The organism is Pseudomonas sp. CFBP 8770, assembly GCF_014841705.1.
In the GTDB taxonomy this organism is placed as follows: Bacteria; Pseudomonadota; Gammaproteobacteria; order Pseudomonadales; family Pseudomonadaceae; genus Aquipseudomonas.
Map to the genome: position 1 here is coordinate 325,815 of NZ_JACYUL010000004.1, position 17,942 is coordinate 343,756.

14 protein-coding genes are annotated in these 17,942 nt (G+C 64.0%); 6 read left to right on the forward strand and 8 right to left on the reverse strand.

Features of this window, described 5'->3' with window-relative positions; translation table 11 throughout:
• Positions 1-141 precede the first annotated feature (141 nt).
• From IFT98_RS11185 to IFT98_RS11195, 3 genes are read right to left on the reverse strand one after another with little or no spacing between them, the layout of a single operon-like run.
• Complete coding sequence (locus tag IFT98_RS11185; protein WP_192048651.1) at positions 142-2,331, reverse strand: xanthine dehydrogenase family protein molybdopterin-binding subunit; 2,190 nt, start codon at positions 2,329-2,331, stop codon at positions 142-144.
• On the reverse strand, positions 2,328-3,317 hold the full coding sequence (locus IFT98_RS11190) for an FAD binding domain-containing protein (protein ID WP_122800663.1): 990 nt from the start codon (positions 3,315-3,317) through the stop codon (positions 2,328-2,330). Before IFT98_RS11190 ends, IFT98_RS11185 begins: the two co-directional genes overlap by 4 nt.
• Complete coding sequence (locus tag IFT98_RS11195; RefSeq protein WP_192048886.1) at positions 3,314-3,832, reverse strand: (2Fe-2S)-binding protein; 519 nt, start codon at positions 3,830-3,832, stop codon at positions 3,314-3,316. The genes IFT98_RS11190 and IFT98_RS11195 overlap by 4 nt, the downstream gene beginning before the upstream one ends.
• Positions 3,833-4,068: 236 nt before the next feature.
• On the opposite strand from IFT98_RS11195, the gene IFT98_RS11200 reads away from it, so the two are divergent.
• From IFT98_RS11200 to IFT98_RS11210, 3 genes are all read left to right on the forward strand, one after another.
• The gene (locus IFT98_RS11200; RefSeq protein WP_122475388.1) at positions 4,069-5,361 is read left to right on the forward strand and encodes an NCS2 family permease; all 1,293 of its coding nucleotides are present in this window, start codon (positions 4,069-4,071) and stop codon (positions 5,359-5,361) included.
• The gene (gene trmA / locus IFT98_RS11205) at positions 5,358-6,443 is read left to right on the forward strand and encodes a tRNA (uridine(54)-C5)-methyltransferase TrmA (protein WP_122795407.1); all 1,086 of its coding nucleotides are present in this window, start codon (positions 5,358-5,360) and stop codon (positions 6,441-6,443) included. Before IFT98_RS11200 ends, trmA begins: the two co-directional genes overlap by 4 nt.
• Before the next feature lie 96 nt (positions 6,444-6,539).
• Positions 6,540-7,391: a shikimate dehydrogenase gene (locus IFT98_RS11210; RefSeq protein WP_192048653.1), complete on the forward strand. Its 852-nt coding sequence runs from the start codon at positions 6,540-6,542 to the stop codon at positions 7,389-7,391.
• Positions 7,392-7,632: 241 nt separating this feature from the next.
• Here IFT98_RS11210 and IFT98_RS11215 read toward each other — a convergent pair whose 3' ends face one another.
• The gene (locus tag IFT98_RS11215; RefSeq protein WP_122715081.1) at positions 7,633-8,304 is read right to left on the reverse strand and encodes a TetR/AcrR family transcriptional regulator; all 672 of its coding nucleotides are present in this window, start codon (positions 8,302-8,304) and stop codon (positions 7,633-7,635) included.
• A 94-nt stretch (positions 8,305-8,398) separates the two neighbouring features.
• Positions 8,399-10,309: a 3-dehydroshikimate dehydratase QuiC gene (gene quiC / locus IFT98_RS11220; RefSeq protein ID WP_192048654.1), complete on the reverse strand. Its 1,911-nt coding sequence runs from the start codon at positions 10,307-10,309 to the stop codon at positions 8,399-8,401.
• Positions 10,310-10,852: 543 nt separating this feature from the next.
• Between quiC and IFT98_RS11225 the strand changes: the two genes are divergently transcribed.
• Entirely contained in the window at positions 10,853-12,193 is a 1,341-nt protein-coding gene (locus IFT98_RS11225; protein WP_192048656.1) for an MFS transporter, read from the forward strand.
• 128 nt (positions 12,194-12,321) lie between these two features.
• Here IFT98_RS11225 and IFT98_RS11230 read toward each other — a convergent pair whose 3' ends face one another.
• The 3 genes from IFT98_RS11230 to IFT98_RS11240 form a co-directional block, all read right to left on the reverse strand.
• A complete protein-coding gene (locus tag IFT98_RS11230; protein ID WP_192048658.1) occupies positions 12,322-13,137 on the reverse strand; it encodes a sugar phosphate isomerase/epimerase family protein in 816 nt (271 codons plus the stop codon).
• Between the two features lie 69 nt (positions 13,138-13,206).
• Positions 13,207-14,259 carry a Gfo/Idh/MocA family oxidoreductase gene (locus tag IFT98_RS11235; RefSeq protein ID WP_192048659.1) on the reverse strand — a complete coding sequence of 351 codons (1,053 nt, stop codon included), beginning with the start codon at positions 14,257-14,259 and terminating at the stop codon, positions 13,207-13,209.
• 123 nt (positions 14,260-14,382) lie between these two features.
• Positions 14,383-15,159, reverse strand: a complete 777-nt coding sequence (locus IFT98_RS11240) for an IclR family transcriptional regulator (RefSeq protein WP_192048661.1) — start codon at positions 15,157-15,159, stop codon at positions 14,383-14,385.
• A gap of 141 nt (positions 15,160-15,300) precedes the next feature.
• Here IFT98_RS11240 and IFT98_RS11245 point away from each other — a divergent pair, with 141 nt between their 5' ends.
• Positions 15,301-17,022 (forward strand): FAD-dependent oxidoreductase, encoded by a 1,722-nt coding sequence (locus IFT98_RS11245; RefSeq protein ID WP_192048663.1) that lies wholly within the window; start codon positions 15,301-15,303, stop codon positions 17,020-17,022.
• 24 nt (positions 17,023-17,046) lie between these two features.
• Complete coding sequence (locus IFT98_RS11250) at positions 17,047-17,871, forward strand: aldo/keto reductase (protein WP_192048665.1); 825 nt, start codon at positions 17,047-17,049, stop codon at positions 17,869-17,871.
• The last annotated feature ends 71 nt before the right edge of the window (positions 17,872-17,942 follow it).

Below are 17,942 nucleotides of genomic sequence, written 5' to 3' on the forward strand. Positions count from 1 at the left end.
AGCCTTGGCCTGTGTGGTTTAGTGCCGCACGACCAGATGTCGCACCCGGTTTACTTTCATCTGGTATGGGCTTTGAAGAGGCTATCTGTTACCCGAACAGGCCCGACAGGTGCCGTGCAGGCACGCGCCGGGCCAGGTTCCTCAGAGCACCTTGTCCAGCGTGATGGGAAACTCGCGGACACGCTTGCCGGTGGCGTGGTAGATCGCGTTGGCCACCGCAGCGGCAACCCCGACGATACCGATTTCACCGACGCCCTTGGAGCCCAGGGCGTTGACGATGTCGTCAGGCTCGTCGACGAAGATCACTTCGATGTCGTTGATGTCCGCGTTCACTGGAATGTGATACTCGGCCAAGCTGTGGTTCATGAACCGGCCCAGGTTATGGTCGGTCTGAGTTTCTTCCTGCAGCGCCATGCCCAGGCCCCAGACCACGCCACCGAGAATCTGGCTGCGGGCCATTTTCGGATTGACAACGCGACCGGCGGCCACGGCGCTGACCACACGGGTCACGCGGATGGTGCCCAGGTCTTCGTCGACCTCCACTTCAACGAACACCGCCGAATGAGTGGCCGTGGCATAGCCTTCGCGCTTCTTGTCCGGCTTGGCGTCGACCTGCGCTTCAAAAGTGTCCGAGCCGTCGATGCTGGCCAGGTTCGCCAGCGACAAATGGTGGCCAGGGCAACGCAGTTCGCCGCTCTCGACGAACACCTGAGCAGGATCGGCGTCGGCAAACGCCGGCTGCACCTGGCTGGCCGCGTGGATCAGCTTGGCCTTGAGTGCCTCGCAGGCCTGCTGCACAGCCGTGCCTACCGAAGACACGGTGAACGAGCCACCCTGCAGCGGCGCCGTGGGCAGCGACGAGTCGCCCAGCTTGAACTCCACGTCCTGCGCGGCGACGCCGGCCGCCGCAGCGGCAATCTGGGTCATCACGGTGTAGGTACCAGTGCCGATGTCGGTGGTCGCACTGCTCACCACCAGCTTGCCCTGCTTGTCCAGCCTGGCCTTGGCGCTGGCCGGCATCTGCATGGCTTCCCAGACCCCACCGGCCATGCCCATGCCTACCAGTTGGTTATCGCGGCGCATGCTGCGCGGCTCGACCTTGCGCTGGCTCCAGCCGAAGCGTTCGGCACCCTGCTGATAGCAGGCCTTGAGCTCTTTGCTGGAATACGGCTTGCCTTCGTTCTGATTGGTGTCGGAGAAGTTGACCAGGCGCAGCTGGACCGGGTCGATCTTGGCCGCCACGGCCAACTCGTCCATCGCGCACTCCAGGCCGATCATGCCCAGGGCTGCACCCGGTGCCCGCATGTCCAGCGGCGTGAACACGTCCAGCGGCACCAGGTTGTAGGTCAGTTTGACGTTGTCACAGTGGTAGAGCATGCCGCTCCATTCCACGACATGTTCCGAGAAGTCTTCGAAGCGCGAGGTCTGCCCGGTCGCGGTGTGGCCGACCGCCTGCAGCTTGCCATCGGCACTGCACGCCAGCTGCAGTTGCTGCACGGTGCGTGGGCGGTAGCCAAAGGTGAACATCTGCTGACGGGTCAAGGTGACGCGCACCGAGCGCCTGAGGTGCAGGGCCGCCATCACGGCCAAAGGCAGCTGATACTGCGGACGCAGGCCGGAGCCGAAGGCGCCGCCGACAAAGGCGGCCATGACGCGCATCCGCTCCTTGTCCATGCCGAACACGTTGGACAGGTAGGTCTGACAGTTCTGCGTGCTCTGGGTCTTGTCGTGGATGATCAGGCTGCCATCGGCCTGGTAGAGCGCGGTGCTGGCGTGCGGCTCCATCGGGTTGTGGTGCTCGACCGGCGTGTCGTAGGTCGCGTCGACGGTGATCGGCGCAGCCGCGAATTGCCCGGCGAAATCGCCACGTGGCTCGGGCAGCTCGGCGGGTGCCGGCTTGGCGGCGGACAGCTGGGCGCGCAGGTCGGTCTGGTGGGATTCCTGGGAGTACTCGATGTGCACCAGCGAGCCTGCATGGCGGGCCAGTTCCAGGTTTTCCGCGACGACCAAGGCCAGGGGTTGACCGCTGTACAACACATTGTCGTTGTACAGCGGACGAAACGGCGAGCCATCGGCGGAGTCGTCGTCTTCGTATTTTTCGTCGTAGCTGGCCAGTTTCGGCCGGTTGCTGTGGTCGATCACGGCCACCACACCGGGCAGCGCCAGCGCCTTGGAAGCGTCGATGGAAACCACTCGACCGTTGGCGATGGTGCTGGAGACAACGCTGCCGAACAGCAGGCCGTCTTCCGGGAACTCGCCGGCGTAGCGCGCTTGCCCCGTTACTTTCAGCAGACCGTCGACGCGGTCCATGGGTTGGCCGAGTGTGCTCATGGCTGCATCTCCCCTTTTGCGGCATCGCTCAGGGCACGGACTATCGCGCGGCGGGCCAGCTTGATCTTGAAGGTGTTGTGTTGCAGGCCGCGAGCGTCCTGCAGCAACAGGTCGGCGGCTTTGCCAAAGGTTTCGGCAGTGGCGGGCTGGCCGATCAGCAGGCGTTCCACCGCCTCGTCACGCCATGGCTTGTGAGCCACCCCGCCCAGCGCCAGGCGGGCGTCGCGGATGGTCTCGCCGTCGAGTTCCAGAGCGGCCGCAACCGAGACCAGTGCGAAGGCATAGGACGCCCGATCGCGAATCTTCAGGTACTGGCTGTGGGCGGTGAAGCCGGCGGCAGGCAGTTCCACCGCGGTGATCAGCTCGTCATCGGCCAATTGGTTGTCGCGCTCGGGGGCGTCGGCAGGCAGGCGATGAAAGTCGGCGAACTCGATGGTGCGTGCGCCGTTCGGGCCTTGCACATGAACCACGGCAGCCAGGGCCGCCAAGGCCACACACATATCCGAAGGATGGGTGGCCACGCATTGCTCGCTGGCCCCAAGAATGGCGTGAATGCGATTCAGACCGTCCTTGGCCGGGCAGCCGGTGCCAGGCTCGCGCTTGTTGCACGGCATCTTGGAATCATAGAAGTAGTAGCAGCGCGTGCGTTGCAGCAGGTTGCCACCGGTGCTGGCCATGTTGCGCAGCTGCGGCGATGCGCCCGCCAGAATCGCCTGGCTGAGCAATGGGTAACGCTGCTCGATCAATGGGTGCCAGGCCAGGTCGGCATTGCTCACCAATGCGCCGATGCGCACGCCGCCGTCGGCGGTCTCCTCGACTTCGCGCAGAGGCAGACCGGTGATGTCGATGAGCTGCTCGGGCTGCAGGACGTTTTCTTTCATCAGGTCGAGCAGGTTGGTGCCGCCGGCGATGAAGCGCGAGTGCGGGCCGGCCAGGCGTACGGCTTCATCGACGCCTGCGGGCTTGGCGTAGGTAAACGGATTCATGAGCGCTCACCCCCCTGCACTTCGACCACTTCTTCGATGGCCGCGCGAATGTTGCTGTAGGCGCCGCAGCGGCACAGGTTGCCGCTCATCAATTCCTTGATGTCGGCGCTGGAATCGGCACGGCCTTCGTTGATCAGGCCAACGGCGGAGCAGATCTGCCCGGGCGTGCAGTAACCGCACTGGAAAGCGTCGTGCTTGATGAATGCGGCCTGGACCGGATGCAGTTGGTCACCCTGCGCCAACCCTTCGATGGTGGTCAGTTCGGCGCCATCGCACATCACTGCCAGGGTCAGGCAGGCATTGACCCGCTTGCCATTGAGCAGCACGGTGCAGGCACCGCACTGGCCGTGGTCGCAGCCTTTCTTGCTGCCGACCAGGTCGAGTTGTTCGCGCAACAGGTCCAGCAGAGTGGTCCAGGGCAGCACGTCGAGTTGACGTGACTGGCCATTGAGTTGCAGGGAAATGCTGTGGCTGGCGTACGGCTGCGCACCAGCGCTGGGAGAAAGCGTGCTCATCGGGTCGACCTCACGGTAATTCAGCTTGCTGCGCGACATTTTTCTTGTCGCGTCGTTTGCAGGTACGACTTTGTGCGGTCGCCATTCGTTCAGACGAGCTGATGAGTGTTTCGATGCGGTGCTGCTGGTATGATGCGCGGCTTTTTTTACCGCCCGGATGTGCTTTGCTATCAGGGTCGACACTAAAACACTCGACAACAACGGCAACGGCGCAAAAAGCGCCACAGGGAGCAGGCATGCTGGAAAGGCTGTTTCAACTCAAGGCGCACAACACCAACGTGCGCACGGAAATACTCGCCGGGGTGACGACCTTCCTGGCGATGGCCTACATCCTGTTCGTCAACCCCAGCATCCTGGGTGAAACCGGCATGGACAAGGGCGCGGTCTTCGTCGCGACCTGCCTGGCTGCCGCCATCGGCTCGACGATCATGGGCCTGATCGCCAACTACCCGATCGCCCTGGCGCCCGGCATGGGCCTGAACGCCTTCTTCACCTACACCGTGGTCCTGCACATGGGCCACACCTGGCAAGTGGCGCTGGGTGCGGTGTTCATCTCGGCCGTGTGCTTTTTCCTGCTGTCGATCTTTCGCATCCGCGAATGGATCGTCAACAGCATTCCCCTGCCGCTGCGCTCGGCCATCGCCGCCGGCATCGGCCTGTTCCTGGCGCTGATCGCCCTGCAGGGCGCTGGCATCGTGGTCGGCAATCCGGCCACGGTGGTGGGCATGGGCGACCTGACCAAGCCTGGCGCGGTGCTGGCGATCCTCGGCTTTTTCCTGATCGTCGCCCTGGAGGCGCGCAAGGTTCGCGGGGCGGTGCTGATCGGCATTCTGGTGGTGACCACCGCGTCGATCCTGCTGGGCTTCAGCCCGTTCAACGGGCTGGTGTCGATGCCGCCGTCGCTGGCGCCGACGTTCATGCAACTGGACATCGCCGGGGCCCTGGACATCGGCCTGCTGAGCGTGATCTTCGCCTTCCTTTTCGTGGACCTGTTCGACAACTCCGGGACCTTGATCGGCGTCGCCAAGCGCGCCGGCCTGATGGGCAAGGACGGCCACATGCCGAAGATGGGCCGCGCGTTGATTGCCGACAGCACGGCGGCCATGGCCGGCTCGCTGCTGGGCACCTCCACCACGACCAGCTACATCGAGTCCGCCGCAGGGGTCAGCGCCGGTGGCCGCACCGGGCTGACCGCCATCGTGGTTGCGGTGCTGTTTCTGCTGGCGCTGTTCTTCGCTCCGCTGGCCGGCAGCGTACCGGCCTATGCAACGGCACCGGCGCTGTTCTTCGTGGCGGTATTGATGGCCTCGGGGCTGGCTGAAATCGACTGGGACGACATCACCGAAGCCGCACCGGTGGTGGTCACTGCGCTGGCCATGCCTTTGACCTATTCGATCGCCAACGGCATCGCCTTCGGCTTCATCGCCTGGACCTTGATCAAGCTGCTGGCGGGCCGTACCCGCGACTTGAATTCGGCACTGGTGATCCTTTCCATTCTGTTCGTTGTGAAACTGGGCTGGTATCCATGAGTGCTGTTCTCGACCCCTCCTCCTACACCCAGCAACTGGATGAAAAAGTGGCGCGCCTGCGCGCGCTGCTGGCGCCGTTCGACGCGCCGGAACCGGCTGTCTTCGATTCGCCGCGCGAGCACTACCGGCTGCGTGCGGAATTTCGCCTGTGGCGCGAGGATGGCCAGCGGCACTATGCGATGTTCGCCCCCGGCGAGAAGCATGTACCGATCCTGATCGACAGCTTCCCCATTGCCAGCATCCGCATCAACGAGCTGATGCCGCGCCTCAAAGCCGCCTGGCAGAACGATGCAGCGCTGAGCAACAAGCTGTTCCAGGTGGAGTTCCTGACCACGCTGGACGGCGACGCCATGGTCACCCTGTGCTACCACCGCCCGCTGGACGAGCATTGGCAACGCGCGGCCGAGCAGTTGGCGAGCGATCTGGGCGTGAGCCTCATCGGTCGTTCCAAGGGCAAGCGTGTGGTCATCGGCCGCGACTATGCAGTCGAGGCGCTCGAAGTCGCTGGTCGTACCTTCCGCTATCGCCAGCCCGAGGGAGCGTTCACCCAGCCCAACGGCACGGTCAACCAGAAGATGCTCAACTGGGCGTACGAGGCCCTGGGCCCGCGTGACGATGATCTGCTGGAGTTGTACTGCGGCAACGGCAATTTCACCCTGCCGCTGGCCACACGGGTACGCAAGGTCCTGGCCACGGAGATCAGCAAGACGTCGGTTGCCGCCGCCCTGCACAACCTCGACGACAATGGTGTCGATAACGTGACGCTGGTGCGTCTGTCCGCCGAAGAGCTGACCGAAGCGCTGAACGAGGTGCGTCCTTTCCGCCGTTTGCAGGGAATCGATCTCAAGGCCTATGACTTCGGTAGCGTATTCGTCGATCCGCCGCGGGCCGGCATGGATGCAGACACCTGCGAGCTGACCCGGCGCTTCGACAACATCCTGTACATCTCCTGCAATCCGGAAACCCTGGCGGCCAACATCCAGCAGCTGCATGACACGCACAAAGTGGCCAAGTGCGCGCTGTTCGACCAGTTTCCGTATACCCACCACATGGAATCGGGGGTCCTGCTGGTGCGCCGTTGAGGCGCGCCATGCGCCATCGTCGAAAACCATTTGACGTAAGTAACTAGTTCGTACAATTTATCTCCATTGCACAAACAATAACAATGGAGTCACCCGATGAGCGGCAATAACGTCCTGGCAGGCCTGATCGGCGCCGGTATCCAGCAGTCCCGTACCCCGGCCATGCACGAGCGCGAAGGCGCCGCGCAAGGCGTGGGTTACGTCTACCGGTTGATCGATCTGGATGCGCTGAAGCTCGACAACGGCGCTCTCGAAGAGCTGCTCACTGCCGCTCAGCGCATGAGCTTTACCGGCTTGAACATCACTTTCCCCGCCAAGCAGGCGATCATTCCCCTGCTCGATGAGCTGTCGCCGGAAGCGGCCGGGATCGGCGCGGTGAATACCGTGGTGCTCAAGGACGGCAAACGGGTGGGCCACAACACCGACTGCCTGGGTTTCGCCGAAGGCTTTCGCCGCGGTATGCAGGGTGCCAAGCGCGACCGCGTAGTGCAGATGGGCGCCGGTGGCGCCGGTGCGGCAGTGGCCCATGCGTTGCTGCTCGAAGGTGTGGGGCAACTGAGCATTTTCGATGTTGAGCCGGCACGGGCGCAGGCCTTGGCGGACAACCTCAACCAGCATTTCCCGGGGCAGCCGGCGCGCGTGGGCAGTGACCTGCTAGCGGCCTTGGCCGAGGCCGACGGACTGGTCAATACCACGCCCATGGGCATGGCCAAGCTGCCAGGCATGCCGGTGCCCAAGTCGGCCTTGCACCCGGCGTTGTGGGTGGCCGAAATCGTCTATTTTCCGCTCGAGACCGAACTGCTGCGTGAAGCCCGCGCCTTGGGTTGCCGTACGCTGGATGGTGGCACCATGGCGGTGTTCCAGGCGGTGAAGGCCTTCGAGCTGTTCAGCGGCCGGCAAGCCGATGCCGAACGCATGATGGCGCATTTCGCCGAAATGAACGCATAAGTCAAAACCCACTACGCGGTGCGGCCGGACGCGGCTTGCACCGCTGCTACAGGAGATCGCGGTGTCTGTAGCAGCGGCGCGAGCCGCGTCGGCGGTGGGTGCGGTGTGTCAGGCGCAACGCGGTGCGGCCGGATGCGGCTTGCGCCGCTGCTACAGAGGGTGATATCGGCGCACATTGGGCATTTGTAGCAGCGGCGCGAGCCGCGTCGGCGGCCAAGGCGGTGTGTCAGGTGGAATGCGGCTACGGGGCCTTGATGAAGCGCAGGAGCGATTCGCAGAGCATTTCGCGGTGGTGCAGCTTCAACGTGGCTTCGTTGAAATCGACCTGGAACAACTCGCCGAAGGTGTGCTTGTTGGACACTCGGTAGAAGCAGAACGAGCTGATCAGCAAATGCACGTCCATGGCATCCAGGCCCGGACGAAACACGCCCTGCTCGGTACCACGCCGCAGCAGGTCGGCCAACGCCAGCAGCACGGTCTTGTTCAACTCGCGAATGCTCGTGGACTTCTTGACGTACTCGCCCTTGTGCATGTTTTCGTTGCACACGATACGCACGAAATCCTCGTTGCGATCATGGTGATCGAAGCTGAACTCCACCAACCGCCGGATGCCTTCCACCGGCGTCAGCTCGTCCAGATGCAGCTTGGCTTCGGTGCCGCGAATATCGCCGTAGAGTTTTTCCAGCACCTCCAGGTAAAGCTGCTCCTTGCTGCTGAAATAGTAATAGATCATGCGCTTGGAGGTGTGCGTACGCTCGGCGATGGCATCCACGCGCGCGCCCGCCAGACCCTGCTCGACGAACTCGGTGATGGCGGCCTGCAGGATGTTCTCGCGGGTCTTCTCGGGGTTGTTCTTGCGGGGCTTGCGAGGAACGTCGGTCGATTGCGCGTCCGCCTCTGAGATCGTAGTCATGCTGGGCTCACGGCCGTCGTTGGTCAGCGGCCATTATGCGGCGCGCCGCGCGCCCATGGAAAGCCCGCAGCACACCTGCGCTGCGGGCACGCCTTCACAGCTTGGCGTGACGGATGCCACCGGCGCGCGCCTTGGCCATGGCCGACAGCCGCACGGCGACGTTGGCCGCGCCATAGCCGGCATAGCCACCACGACGCTGCAGCACCTCGAAGAAGAAACGCTCTTCGAACGGCTCCGTGTACACGTGGAACAGCTCGCCACCGTTGGCGTCACGGTCGTACAGCACGTTGTAGTACGCCAGCTCGCTGAGGAATTCGTCGTCGAAATCGAACCGCGCGCCCAGGTCGTCGTAATAGTTGAGCGGGATGTCCAGCAGTGCCACCCCTGCCTCCTTGGCTTTGCTCACGGCCGCGAAAATGTCGTCGCAGTCGAAGGCGATGTGATGCACGCCCGAGCCGCGATAAGTCGACAGTGCATGGGAGATCGCCGTGTTGCGGTTCTCCGAGATGTTCAGCGGCAGGCGGATCGAGCTGCACTGGCTGCGCACCGCACGGCTTTTCACCAGGCCATAGGGGTCAGGCAGCACCACCTCGTCGTCGGCCTTGAAGTCCAGCACGGTCTTGTAGAACAGCACCCAGCTGTCGAGAGTGTCCGGCGGTATGGCCATGGCCATGTGGTCGATGGACTTGAGCATGCCGGGTGTCGCCGCGGGCGCACTGAGGCTGAAATCGGACTCGTAGATGGTCGGCCCGTCGCTGGCGTCGTCCACCAGGTAGATCAGGCTGCCATCCAGGGCCCGCACGGCGGCCAGCTGGCGCTCGTTGGGGCCGACCAGACCGCGGAAAGGCTGGGCCTTGTAGGCCACGGCGCGCTCCAGCGCCTTGGCGCTGTCCTTGACCCGCAACGCCGTGGCACACAGTGACGGGCCGTGGGATTCGAAGAAGTTGTGGGCAAAAGAATAGGGTTCGGCGTTGAGAATCAGATTGATATCGCCCTGACGCAGCAGGCTGACGTTCTTGGAGCGATGCTGGCCGGCCTTGGCAAAACCCAGTTGCTGCAGCCAATGGCTGAGCTTGGCGCCCAGGCTTTCGTCCACGGCGAACTCGAGAAACTCGATGCCCTGGTATTCATCCGCAGCCGGGGGGGCGAAGAGAATGTCCAGATTGGGCACCGCCGTGGCCTCCTGCTCCAGCAGCTTGCGGGTTTTTTCCTCGAGGTACAGCAGCGAGCGCAAGCCGTCGGCCGCGTTGGCCCGAGGCGGTGCGGCACGGAAACCGTCGTTGAAGATTTCCAGAGACAACGGCCCGGTGTAGCCGGTCTTGATGATCGGCGCGAGAAAGCCCGGCAGGTCGAACTCGCCCTGCCCGGGGAAGCAGCGGAAATGTCGGCTCCACTCCAGCACGTCCATGGCCAGAATGGGCGCATCGGCCATCTGTACGAAGAAGATCTTGTCACCGGGAATATCGGCAATCGCACGCGGATCGCCCTTGAGCGACAGGGTGTGAAAGCTGTCGAGCAGCACGCCCAGGGCCTTGTGGTCGGCCTGGCGAACGATGTCCCAGACCTGCTGGTAGGTGTTGACGTGGCGGCCCCAGGCCAGGGCTTCGTAGCCAATGCGCAGGCCACGCTTGTCGGCGCGCTCGGCCAATTGGCGCAGGTCGTCGACGAGAATCTGCTGTTCGCCCAGGGAGTCGGCAGCGGTATTGCTGCATACCAGCACCAGGTCGGTACCCAGTTCCTGCATCAAATCGAACTTGTGCTCGGCGCGGTCGAAGTTGCGCGCCATGCGCGAACGGTTGCCGCCTTCGAAGTCACGGAACGGCTGGAACAGGGTGATGGCGATGCCCAGGTCGGCGCACATCTGCCGAACTTCCCGGGGGCTGCCGTCGTAGTACAGCAGGTCGTTTTCGAAGATTTCCACGCCATCGAAACCGGCGGCGGCGATGGCTTCGAGTTTTTCCGGCAGGGTACCGCTCAGGGACACAGTGGCGATCGAACGCTGCATGGCACGCTCCAATGGCTGCTCGAGGGCTTACGGGGAGGCCTCGAAACGAGCCTTTTTCTGCAGTTCTGCCGTGCCCTTGCAAGCAGGCAAAACCGTGATGAAAGAAGTGGTTGTATCAGCTTGCTACTCTACCCGAGCACGTACCAACCAGTTAGTTTTGCGTGCGATTATCGACCAATTACCGCATGGGTCGATTGATTCGCCGGGGCCGTGTGCCCACCATCGTTCCGACAGTGAAGCTGGTCGATGCACATTTTGCCAATCGACCGAGCGCGGACCGTCAGCAACGCCGGTCAACACCCCATAAGAATTTCAAGAACCCAGGTAATCGCTCATGCACACCCCTATCTGCTCCTGCGCCGTGTCCGTACCCGTCTTCGGTTGCGTCGAAGACTACCAAGACGCACCTGTCTGACCCCACCGAGCGCACCCCTGACGGCGACGTCTTTGATACCGTGCACGCCGCTGTATCGGACTGCGCCGCGCTCAGTCGAAGTTCGGCGGTGGCTCCTGCCCACCGCGCCTGTACGGAAGGCCCCAATCATGACACAACCCCACAGCTCCGCCCTGCCCCGCGCCCAACAAGCGCCTGATGCCAAAGTCGGTTTCCGGGACATGGTCAAAGCCGGCGCCGCGGTCGGCAAGACTCGCTGGGGCATGCTCGCCCTGGTGTTCTTCGCGACCACCTTGAACTACATCGACCGCGCCGCGCTGGGCGTTATGCAGCCGATTCTGGCCAAGGAGATGAACTGGACGGCGATGGACTACGCCAACATCAATTTCTGGTTTCAGGTGGGCTACGCCATCGGCTTCCTGCTGCAGGGCCGGTTGATCGACAGGATCGGCGTCAAGCGCGTGTTCTTCTGCGCGGTGCTGCTCTGGAGCCTGGCCACCGGCGCGCATGGCCTGGCCACTTCGGCGGTGGGCTTCATGGTCTGCCGGTTCATTCTCGGGCTCACCGAGGCGGCCAACTACCCGGCCTGCGTGAAGACCACCCGGCTGTGGTTCCCGGCCAGGGAACGCGCGGTGGCCACTGGCATCTTCAATGCCGGGACCAACGTGGGTGCCCTGCTGACGCCGATGATGCTGCCACTGATCCTCAGCGTCTGGGGCTGGCAGGCGGCGTTTCTCACCATCGCCCTATTGGGCCTGGCCTGGGCGGTATTCTGGGGCCTGAAGTACTTCGACCCGGACCAGCACCCCCGGGTCAAGGCCAGCGAACTGGAATACATCCAGGATCAGGAAGCGCCCGAACAAGCGGGCGTGCCGTTCTGGAAGATCATGACCATGCGCGGCACCTGGGCCTTCGCCGGGGCGTTCATGATGACGGCCCCGGTGTTCTGGTTCTACCTGTACTGGCTGCCGCCGTTCCTCAATCAGCAATACCAGTTGGGCATCAACGTCACCCAGATGGGCATTCCGCTGATCATCATCTACCTGAGTGCCGACGTCGGCAGCGTGGGCGGCGGCGTGCTGTCGTCGTTCCTGATTGGCCGCGGCATGCAGCCGGTCAAGGCGCGGCTGTTGTCGATGCTGGTGTTTGCCGTAGCGATCATCAGCGTGGTATTCGCCGCTGGCGCGGCCAACCTGTGGGTAGCCGTGGCGGCGATTTCGCTGGCCATTGCCGCGCACCAGGCGTGGACGGCCAATATCTGGAGCGTGGTGATGGACTACACGCCCAAGCACATGATGAGCACGGTGTTCGGCTTCGGCGGCATGTGCGCGGCGGTGGGCGGGATGTTCATGACCCAAGTAGTGGGGTACATCCTGACGGTGACCAACAACAACTACACGGTGCTGTTCACGATCATTCCGGCGATGTATTTCACTGCCCTGGTGTGGTTGTACCTGATGGCACCGCGCAAGGTGCCGCAGGGGGTTTGAGACAGGCAGGGGTTCGCGGTGGGGCTATTCGCGGGCAGAGCCCGCTCCCACAGAGGCTCGCCGCATATCCATGTGGGAGCGGGGCGGGCGGCGAGCCCTCTGCCCGCGAAGGGGCCGGTGACCCCACCCTAGATTCTGGCCAATAACGCCTGGGTTTTCTCGAGGGCCATCCGCGCTCTTTCATAAGCGCTCACACCCTGTTCCAGCAGGCGCGCCGTGGGTATCTCCAGGCTCAGCGGGATATCCCCAGGCAGTGCCCGCAGCAAGCCGACCAGGTCGCAATCACCGTCTCCGGGAAAACGTCGTTCCTGGCGCGCCTGGCGCAGTATCTCGGCCATGTCATCGGGACGCGGTCCGGCCACGTCGCACAGCTGGGCATAACGCAAGCGGTGCGCCGGCAGGGTGCGCAGGTCTTCGAGCCGCGAGTTGGAACGGTCGAAATGAAAGGCATCGACCAGGATGCAGGCATTGTCGCGACCGGCCTTGTCGAGCATGACCATCGCACTGGCCAGGTCCGGGCAGTCGGTCCAGGGCATGAATTCCAGGTGCGGATGAATGCCATAGGGCCGCGCCAGGTCGCACAGCTGGGCCAGGTTGTCGCTGGCTCTTTGCACGTCTGGATCATTACCCGCCACCAGCAATTCGCTCGCGCCGAACTCGGCGCCCAAGGCCAGGTGAGCTTCGAACTCCGCCACGCGGGTAAACGGCTTGAGCCGCAGGATCTCGATGTCCAGCACCTTGATGCCGGTGTCACGCAACCGCGCGGCGGTCTGGCGTTGCAATGCCTTGTCGCGCAGCAGCGGATAGTGGTGCTCCTCGGCGGTAGCCGGCTCGGTACGCAGGCCGACATGGCTGTAGCCGGCGCGGGCAGCGACTTCGACCATCTCGGGGGGCGACAGCTCGAGCACGGTCAATGCGGCCAGGGACAGGATACGGTGGGTCATGGACGGTTCCTTGGGGCGTGAAAGGGACGACGGGGGCCAGGGCACGAGGATGTCAGCCAACCCACCGGGCTAGCCCAAGGCGCGTGGCGCACAGGCGCATCCGCTGCGTATCGCTTCGCCGATGGCGTCGACCAACGCCAGGGTGCGCGCGGCATCCGCTGCGCTCACCAGTGGCTCGGCGCGCCCACGCGCGACCTCGACGAAATGCTCCAGCTGCACGCGCAGCGCCTCTGCAGAGTCAAAGGTTTCCTGCACCTGCAGCAACGGCTCATGCCAACCTGCGCCCGGTTCGGCGTAATGCCAGCGCTTGAGTTGCGGCACGCTCAGCGCACCGGCAGTGCCCGCCAGCAGGTAGCACGGCTGATCGGCCTGGCGTGGATAGACCGGGTTCTCGCCCGAGCCGAGCTCCCAGCTCCAGGGCGCAGCCACACCGTCGGAACCGGTCAAGGTGCCCAGCGCGCCGTTTTCGAACTGCAGCAACACCGCCAGACTGTCGTGGTTGCCGAAGCCGCGAATGCCATTGCTGCCGAAGGCCTGCACCTGGCGGACTTCGCCGCACAGGTAGCGCAGCAGATCGAGGTCATGAATCAGGTTGGTCAGCAGCATTCCGGCCCCTGGTTCGCGGCGCCAGGCAATGTCGAAATAACTGTCGGGTTTCTGCAGCTGCCACAACGCCGTCACCGTGGTCAGGCGGCCGAGCACACCGCTTTGCACGACTTGCCGGGCCCGGCTGATCATCGGGTTGTGCCGCCGGTGATGACCGACCAGGACCGGTACGCCGCTGGCGGCGCTGGCAGCCACCAGCGCGGCCACTTCGTCCAGATCGACTCCCACCGGTTTTTCCAGCAGCACGGGCACACCGGCTGCCAGGCAATCGAGTGCCGTGCGCACATGCTGAGCATTCGGATTGGCCACGATGACGGCTGCGGGCGCTACCTGCGCCAGCATCTGCCGATGATCGGTGAAATGCGGCACCGCACATTCAGCGGCAAACGAGGCTGCCTGAGGACCGGGGTCGGCGATGGCGCAGAGTTGGGCTGCATCCACCTCTCGCAGGTGCTGGTAATGCTGTCGGCCCATGGTGCCGGCACCGATCAGGGCAATTCGCAGAGGGACGGTCACGATGAAATCCTTTGTTTTTTATTCTCTCCAATTATTTAGAACCGAGTTCCGGAATATTGCAAGTCACCCATCACGGATTGGCGACCCATTGATGGACCCTGACGACACCGCTAATTCCAGTGCTCAGCTGAACAGCTCCGACGCCAGGCTGACCTGAGACAGCTCCTGTGCCGCAGCCAACAGCCCATTCGCCAATTCGTGCAGGCGCGCTTCGGACAATCGCGCACTGGGCCCGGCGACGCTCAGCACACCCACCACGTGAGCGTCCCGTGGATGCCGGATGACTGCAGCCAGGGCCGAAGTGCCCAGCGCAGAGCTCTCGACCACCCAGGCATAGCCGGCCTCGCGGGCCAGGCGCAGACGCTCGAGCAGATCGGCATTGGAACGCGGGGCGTTCGGCCCGAAGTCGTCACGGCTGGCAATACCTTGCTGCTCCACCAGGGCCAGCGCCTTGGCATCGCTCAGCGTGGCCAGCCAGGCGTGGCCGGAGGCGGTGTAGAACAAGGGCGCGTCGCGCCCCATTTCCGGGTCGTAGCGCAGGCCGGAGCGAGCGCCCTGGGATTTGGCGATCCAGGTTTGCCGCTCACCCTCGATCACCCCAAGACGCACCAGTTCGCCTGTGTCCTGAGCCAGGCGATCGAGAATCGGCTGGACGATATCGGCGCCACTGCCCGACAGGTACTGGAAGCCCAACGCAACCAGCTTGGTCGACAGGTGATAGCGCAAGGTTTCGGTGTTCTGCCGCACATACCCCAACCGGCTCAATTCGGACAGCATGCGATGGGCCGCGCTCTTGGGCATGCCCAATTGCTCGGCAAGGGCCTGCAGGGCTTGGCCGCGGGGTTCGTTGGTGAGGCGCTCAAGCAGGCTGAGCGCCCGTTCGATCTGACTGCCGGCCATGATAGGGCTCTCGGGAAGTTGGAACGGGTAGAAAAATTCTGCCGATTCTACACTTGGCGATTCGACCAGCAATCCATAGAATATGGAACCAGGTTCTATAAAATCCAGTTCGACCCACCTGCTGCTTTGGAGATTCGCCCCATGCCTGCGCCCGATTGCGTAACGCCCCCTGTGGAGTGCGATGTACTGGTGATCGGCTCGGGGGCCGCAGGCCTGGCCACGGCGGTCACCGCCGCCTACCACGGGCTGAGCGTGATCGTGGTCGAAAAGGACAGCACCTTTGGCGGCGCAACCGCCTGGTCCGGTGGCTGGATGTGGGTGCCGCGCAACCCGTTGGCCCGGCGCGCCGGCATCGATGAAGATCCGGCCCTGCCTCGCACCTACCTGCAACACGAACTGGGCGCGCACTTCGATCCGGCGCGGGTCGATGCCTTCCTCGAGGCCGCCCCGCAGATGGTCGCGTTCTTCGAGAAACACACCCATCTGCAATTTGCCGACGGCAATGCCATCGCCGATATCCATGGCGATACCCCAGGCGCCGGCACCGGTGGCCGTTCGGTCATCGCGGCCCCCTACGACGCACGCCAGCTCGACAAGACGCTGCTCAAGCGCTTGCGCAGAACGATGCGCGAAACCTCCTTTCTGGGCATGCCGATCATGGCGGGGGCCGACCTGAGCGCCTTTCTCACGCTGACCAGATCATGGCGTTCGCTACTGCACGTCAGCCAGCGAGTGGGCCGACATCTGTTCGACCTCGCCTGGCACGGACGCGCCATGCAACTGCGCAACGGCGTGGCGCTGGTGGCGCGGCTGGTGAAGTCGGCCGATGATCTGGGCGTGGTGCTGTGGGAGTCGGCACCGGTCCGGCGCTTGTCGATGCAGGGTTCGCGGGTCTGCGGTGCCGTGGTCGAGACGGCCAAGGGTGAGGTCACGATCAGCGCGCGCAAGGCCGTGATGCTGGCCACTGGCGGTTTCGCCAACGATATCGAGCGGCGTCGCAGCCTGTTCCCGCGCACGCCCACTGGCCGTGAGCACCTGGCCCTGCCACCGCTGGGCGTCGACGGCGACGGGCTGCGCCTGGGCGAGGCGGCCGGCGGCGAAGTGGCCACCGAACTGGCTTCGGCCGCAGCCTGGTGCCCGGTCTCGCGAGTGCCCTACGCCGACGGCAGCGTCGGCCACTTCCCGCACATCATCGAACGGGCCAAGCCCGGCATCATCGGCGTGCTGGCCAACGGCAAGCGCTTCGTCAATGAGGCTGACGGCTACTACGACTACGTCCAGGCCATGGTCGAACACGCCCCCGGTACTGAGGTCGCTTCCTGGCTGATCTGCAGTCATCGCTTCCAGCGTCGCTACGGATTGGGCATCTCGCGGCCTTTTCCCCTGCCGCTCAAGCCACACCTGGACAGCGGATACCTCAAGGTGGGCAGTACCGTGGAGGCACTGGCCAGCGCCTGCGGCATCGACCCGGCCGGGCTGCGCCGTACGGTGGACGACTTCAACCGGCACGCGCGCCAGGGGCAGGACCCGGCATTCGGCCGCGGCGGCAGCGCCTACAACCGCAAGCAGGGCGACGCGCTGCACCGACCCAATCCATGCGTGGCACCGATCGAACAGGGGCCGTTCTATGCGGTCAAGGTTGAAGCGGGCAGCTTCGGCACCTTCGCCGGGCTCAAGACCAATGAGCACGCACAGGTGCTCGATCGTCAGGGCCTGCCCATTGCCGGGCTCTACGCCGCCGGCAGCGACATGGCCAGCATCATGGGCGGCCATTACCCGGCCGGGGGCATCAACCTTGGCCCTGCCGCCACCTTCGGCTACGTCGCCGCTCGGCATATTGCCGGGGCGACGCGGGACGAATAAACGCCAGCAGAGAAGGAGATCGACATGCAACTCATCACCAACGCGCAACAGCTGAAGATGCCGAAACTGGGCCTGGGCACCTGGCCCATGCTCGGCGACGAGTGCACCTCGGCCGTGATTCAGGCACTGCAACTGGGCTATCGGCACATTGATACCGCCGCCGGATACAACAACGAGGCCGCCGTGGGTCGTGGCCTGACCGAATCCGGCGTGCCGCGCGGCGACATTCATGTCACCAGCAAGGTCTGGTGGGACAAGCTGGCGCCCGACGCCATGCGCGAATCGTTCCAGAACACCCTGAACGCGCTGCAAAGCGACTACATCGACCTGTTCCTGATCCACTGGCCCGGTCAGGAGGGCTGGGATGTGAAAGCAGCCATCGACACCCTGGTGTCGTTCAAGCAGGACGGCCGCGCGCTGAACATCGGCGTGGCGAACTTTCCCCTGCCGCTGCTGCGCCATGTCGTGGAGGAGTTGAACGCCCCGTTGGCAGCGATCCAGGTTGAATACCATGTGACCCTGGGCCAGAACGCCCTGCTCGACTACGCCCGCAAACATGACATGGCGCTGACCGCCTACAGCCCGTTGGTGCGCAACAAGGTGTCGCAGATTCCCGAGCTGCAGCAGATCGCCAGCAAGCACGGTGTGCTGCCGACCCAGGTGGCACTCAAGTGGCTGCTGGATCAGGAGAACGTGGCGGCAATTCCGAAGGCGGCGAGCAAAGCCAACCAGCAGAGCAACCTGGATGCGCTGAAGGTGCAGTTGGACGATGAAGATCGTCGGATCATTGCGGCGCTGCCCAAGGATCAGCGGTTGGTCAGCCCGGATTTTGCGCCGAAGTGGGATTGAGGTAGGGCTTTGAATCGCGGTGCTCCCATTCGCGGGCAGAGCCCGCTCCCACAGATTGCACAGAGGTCACA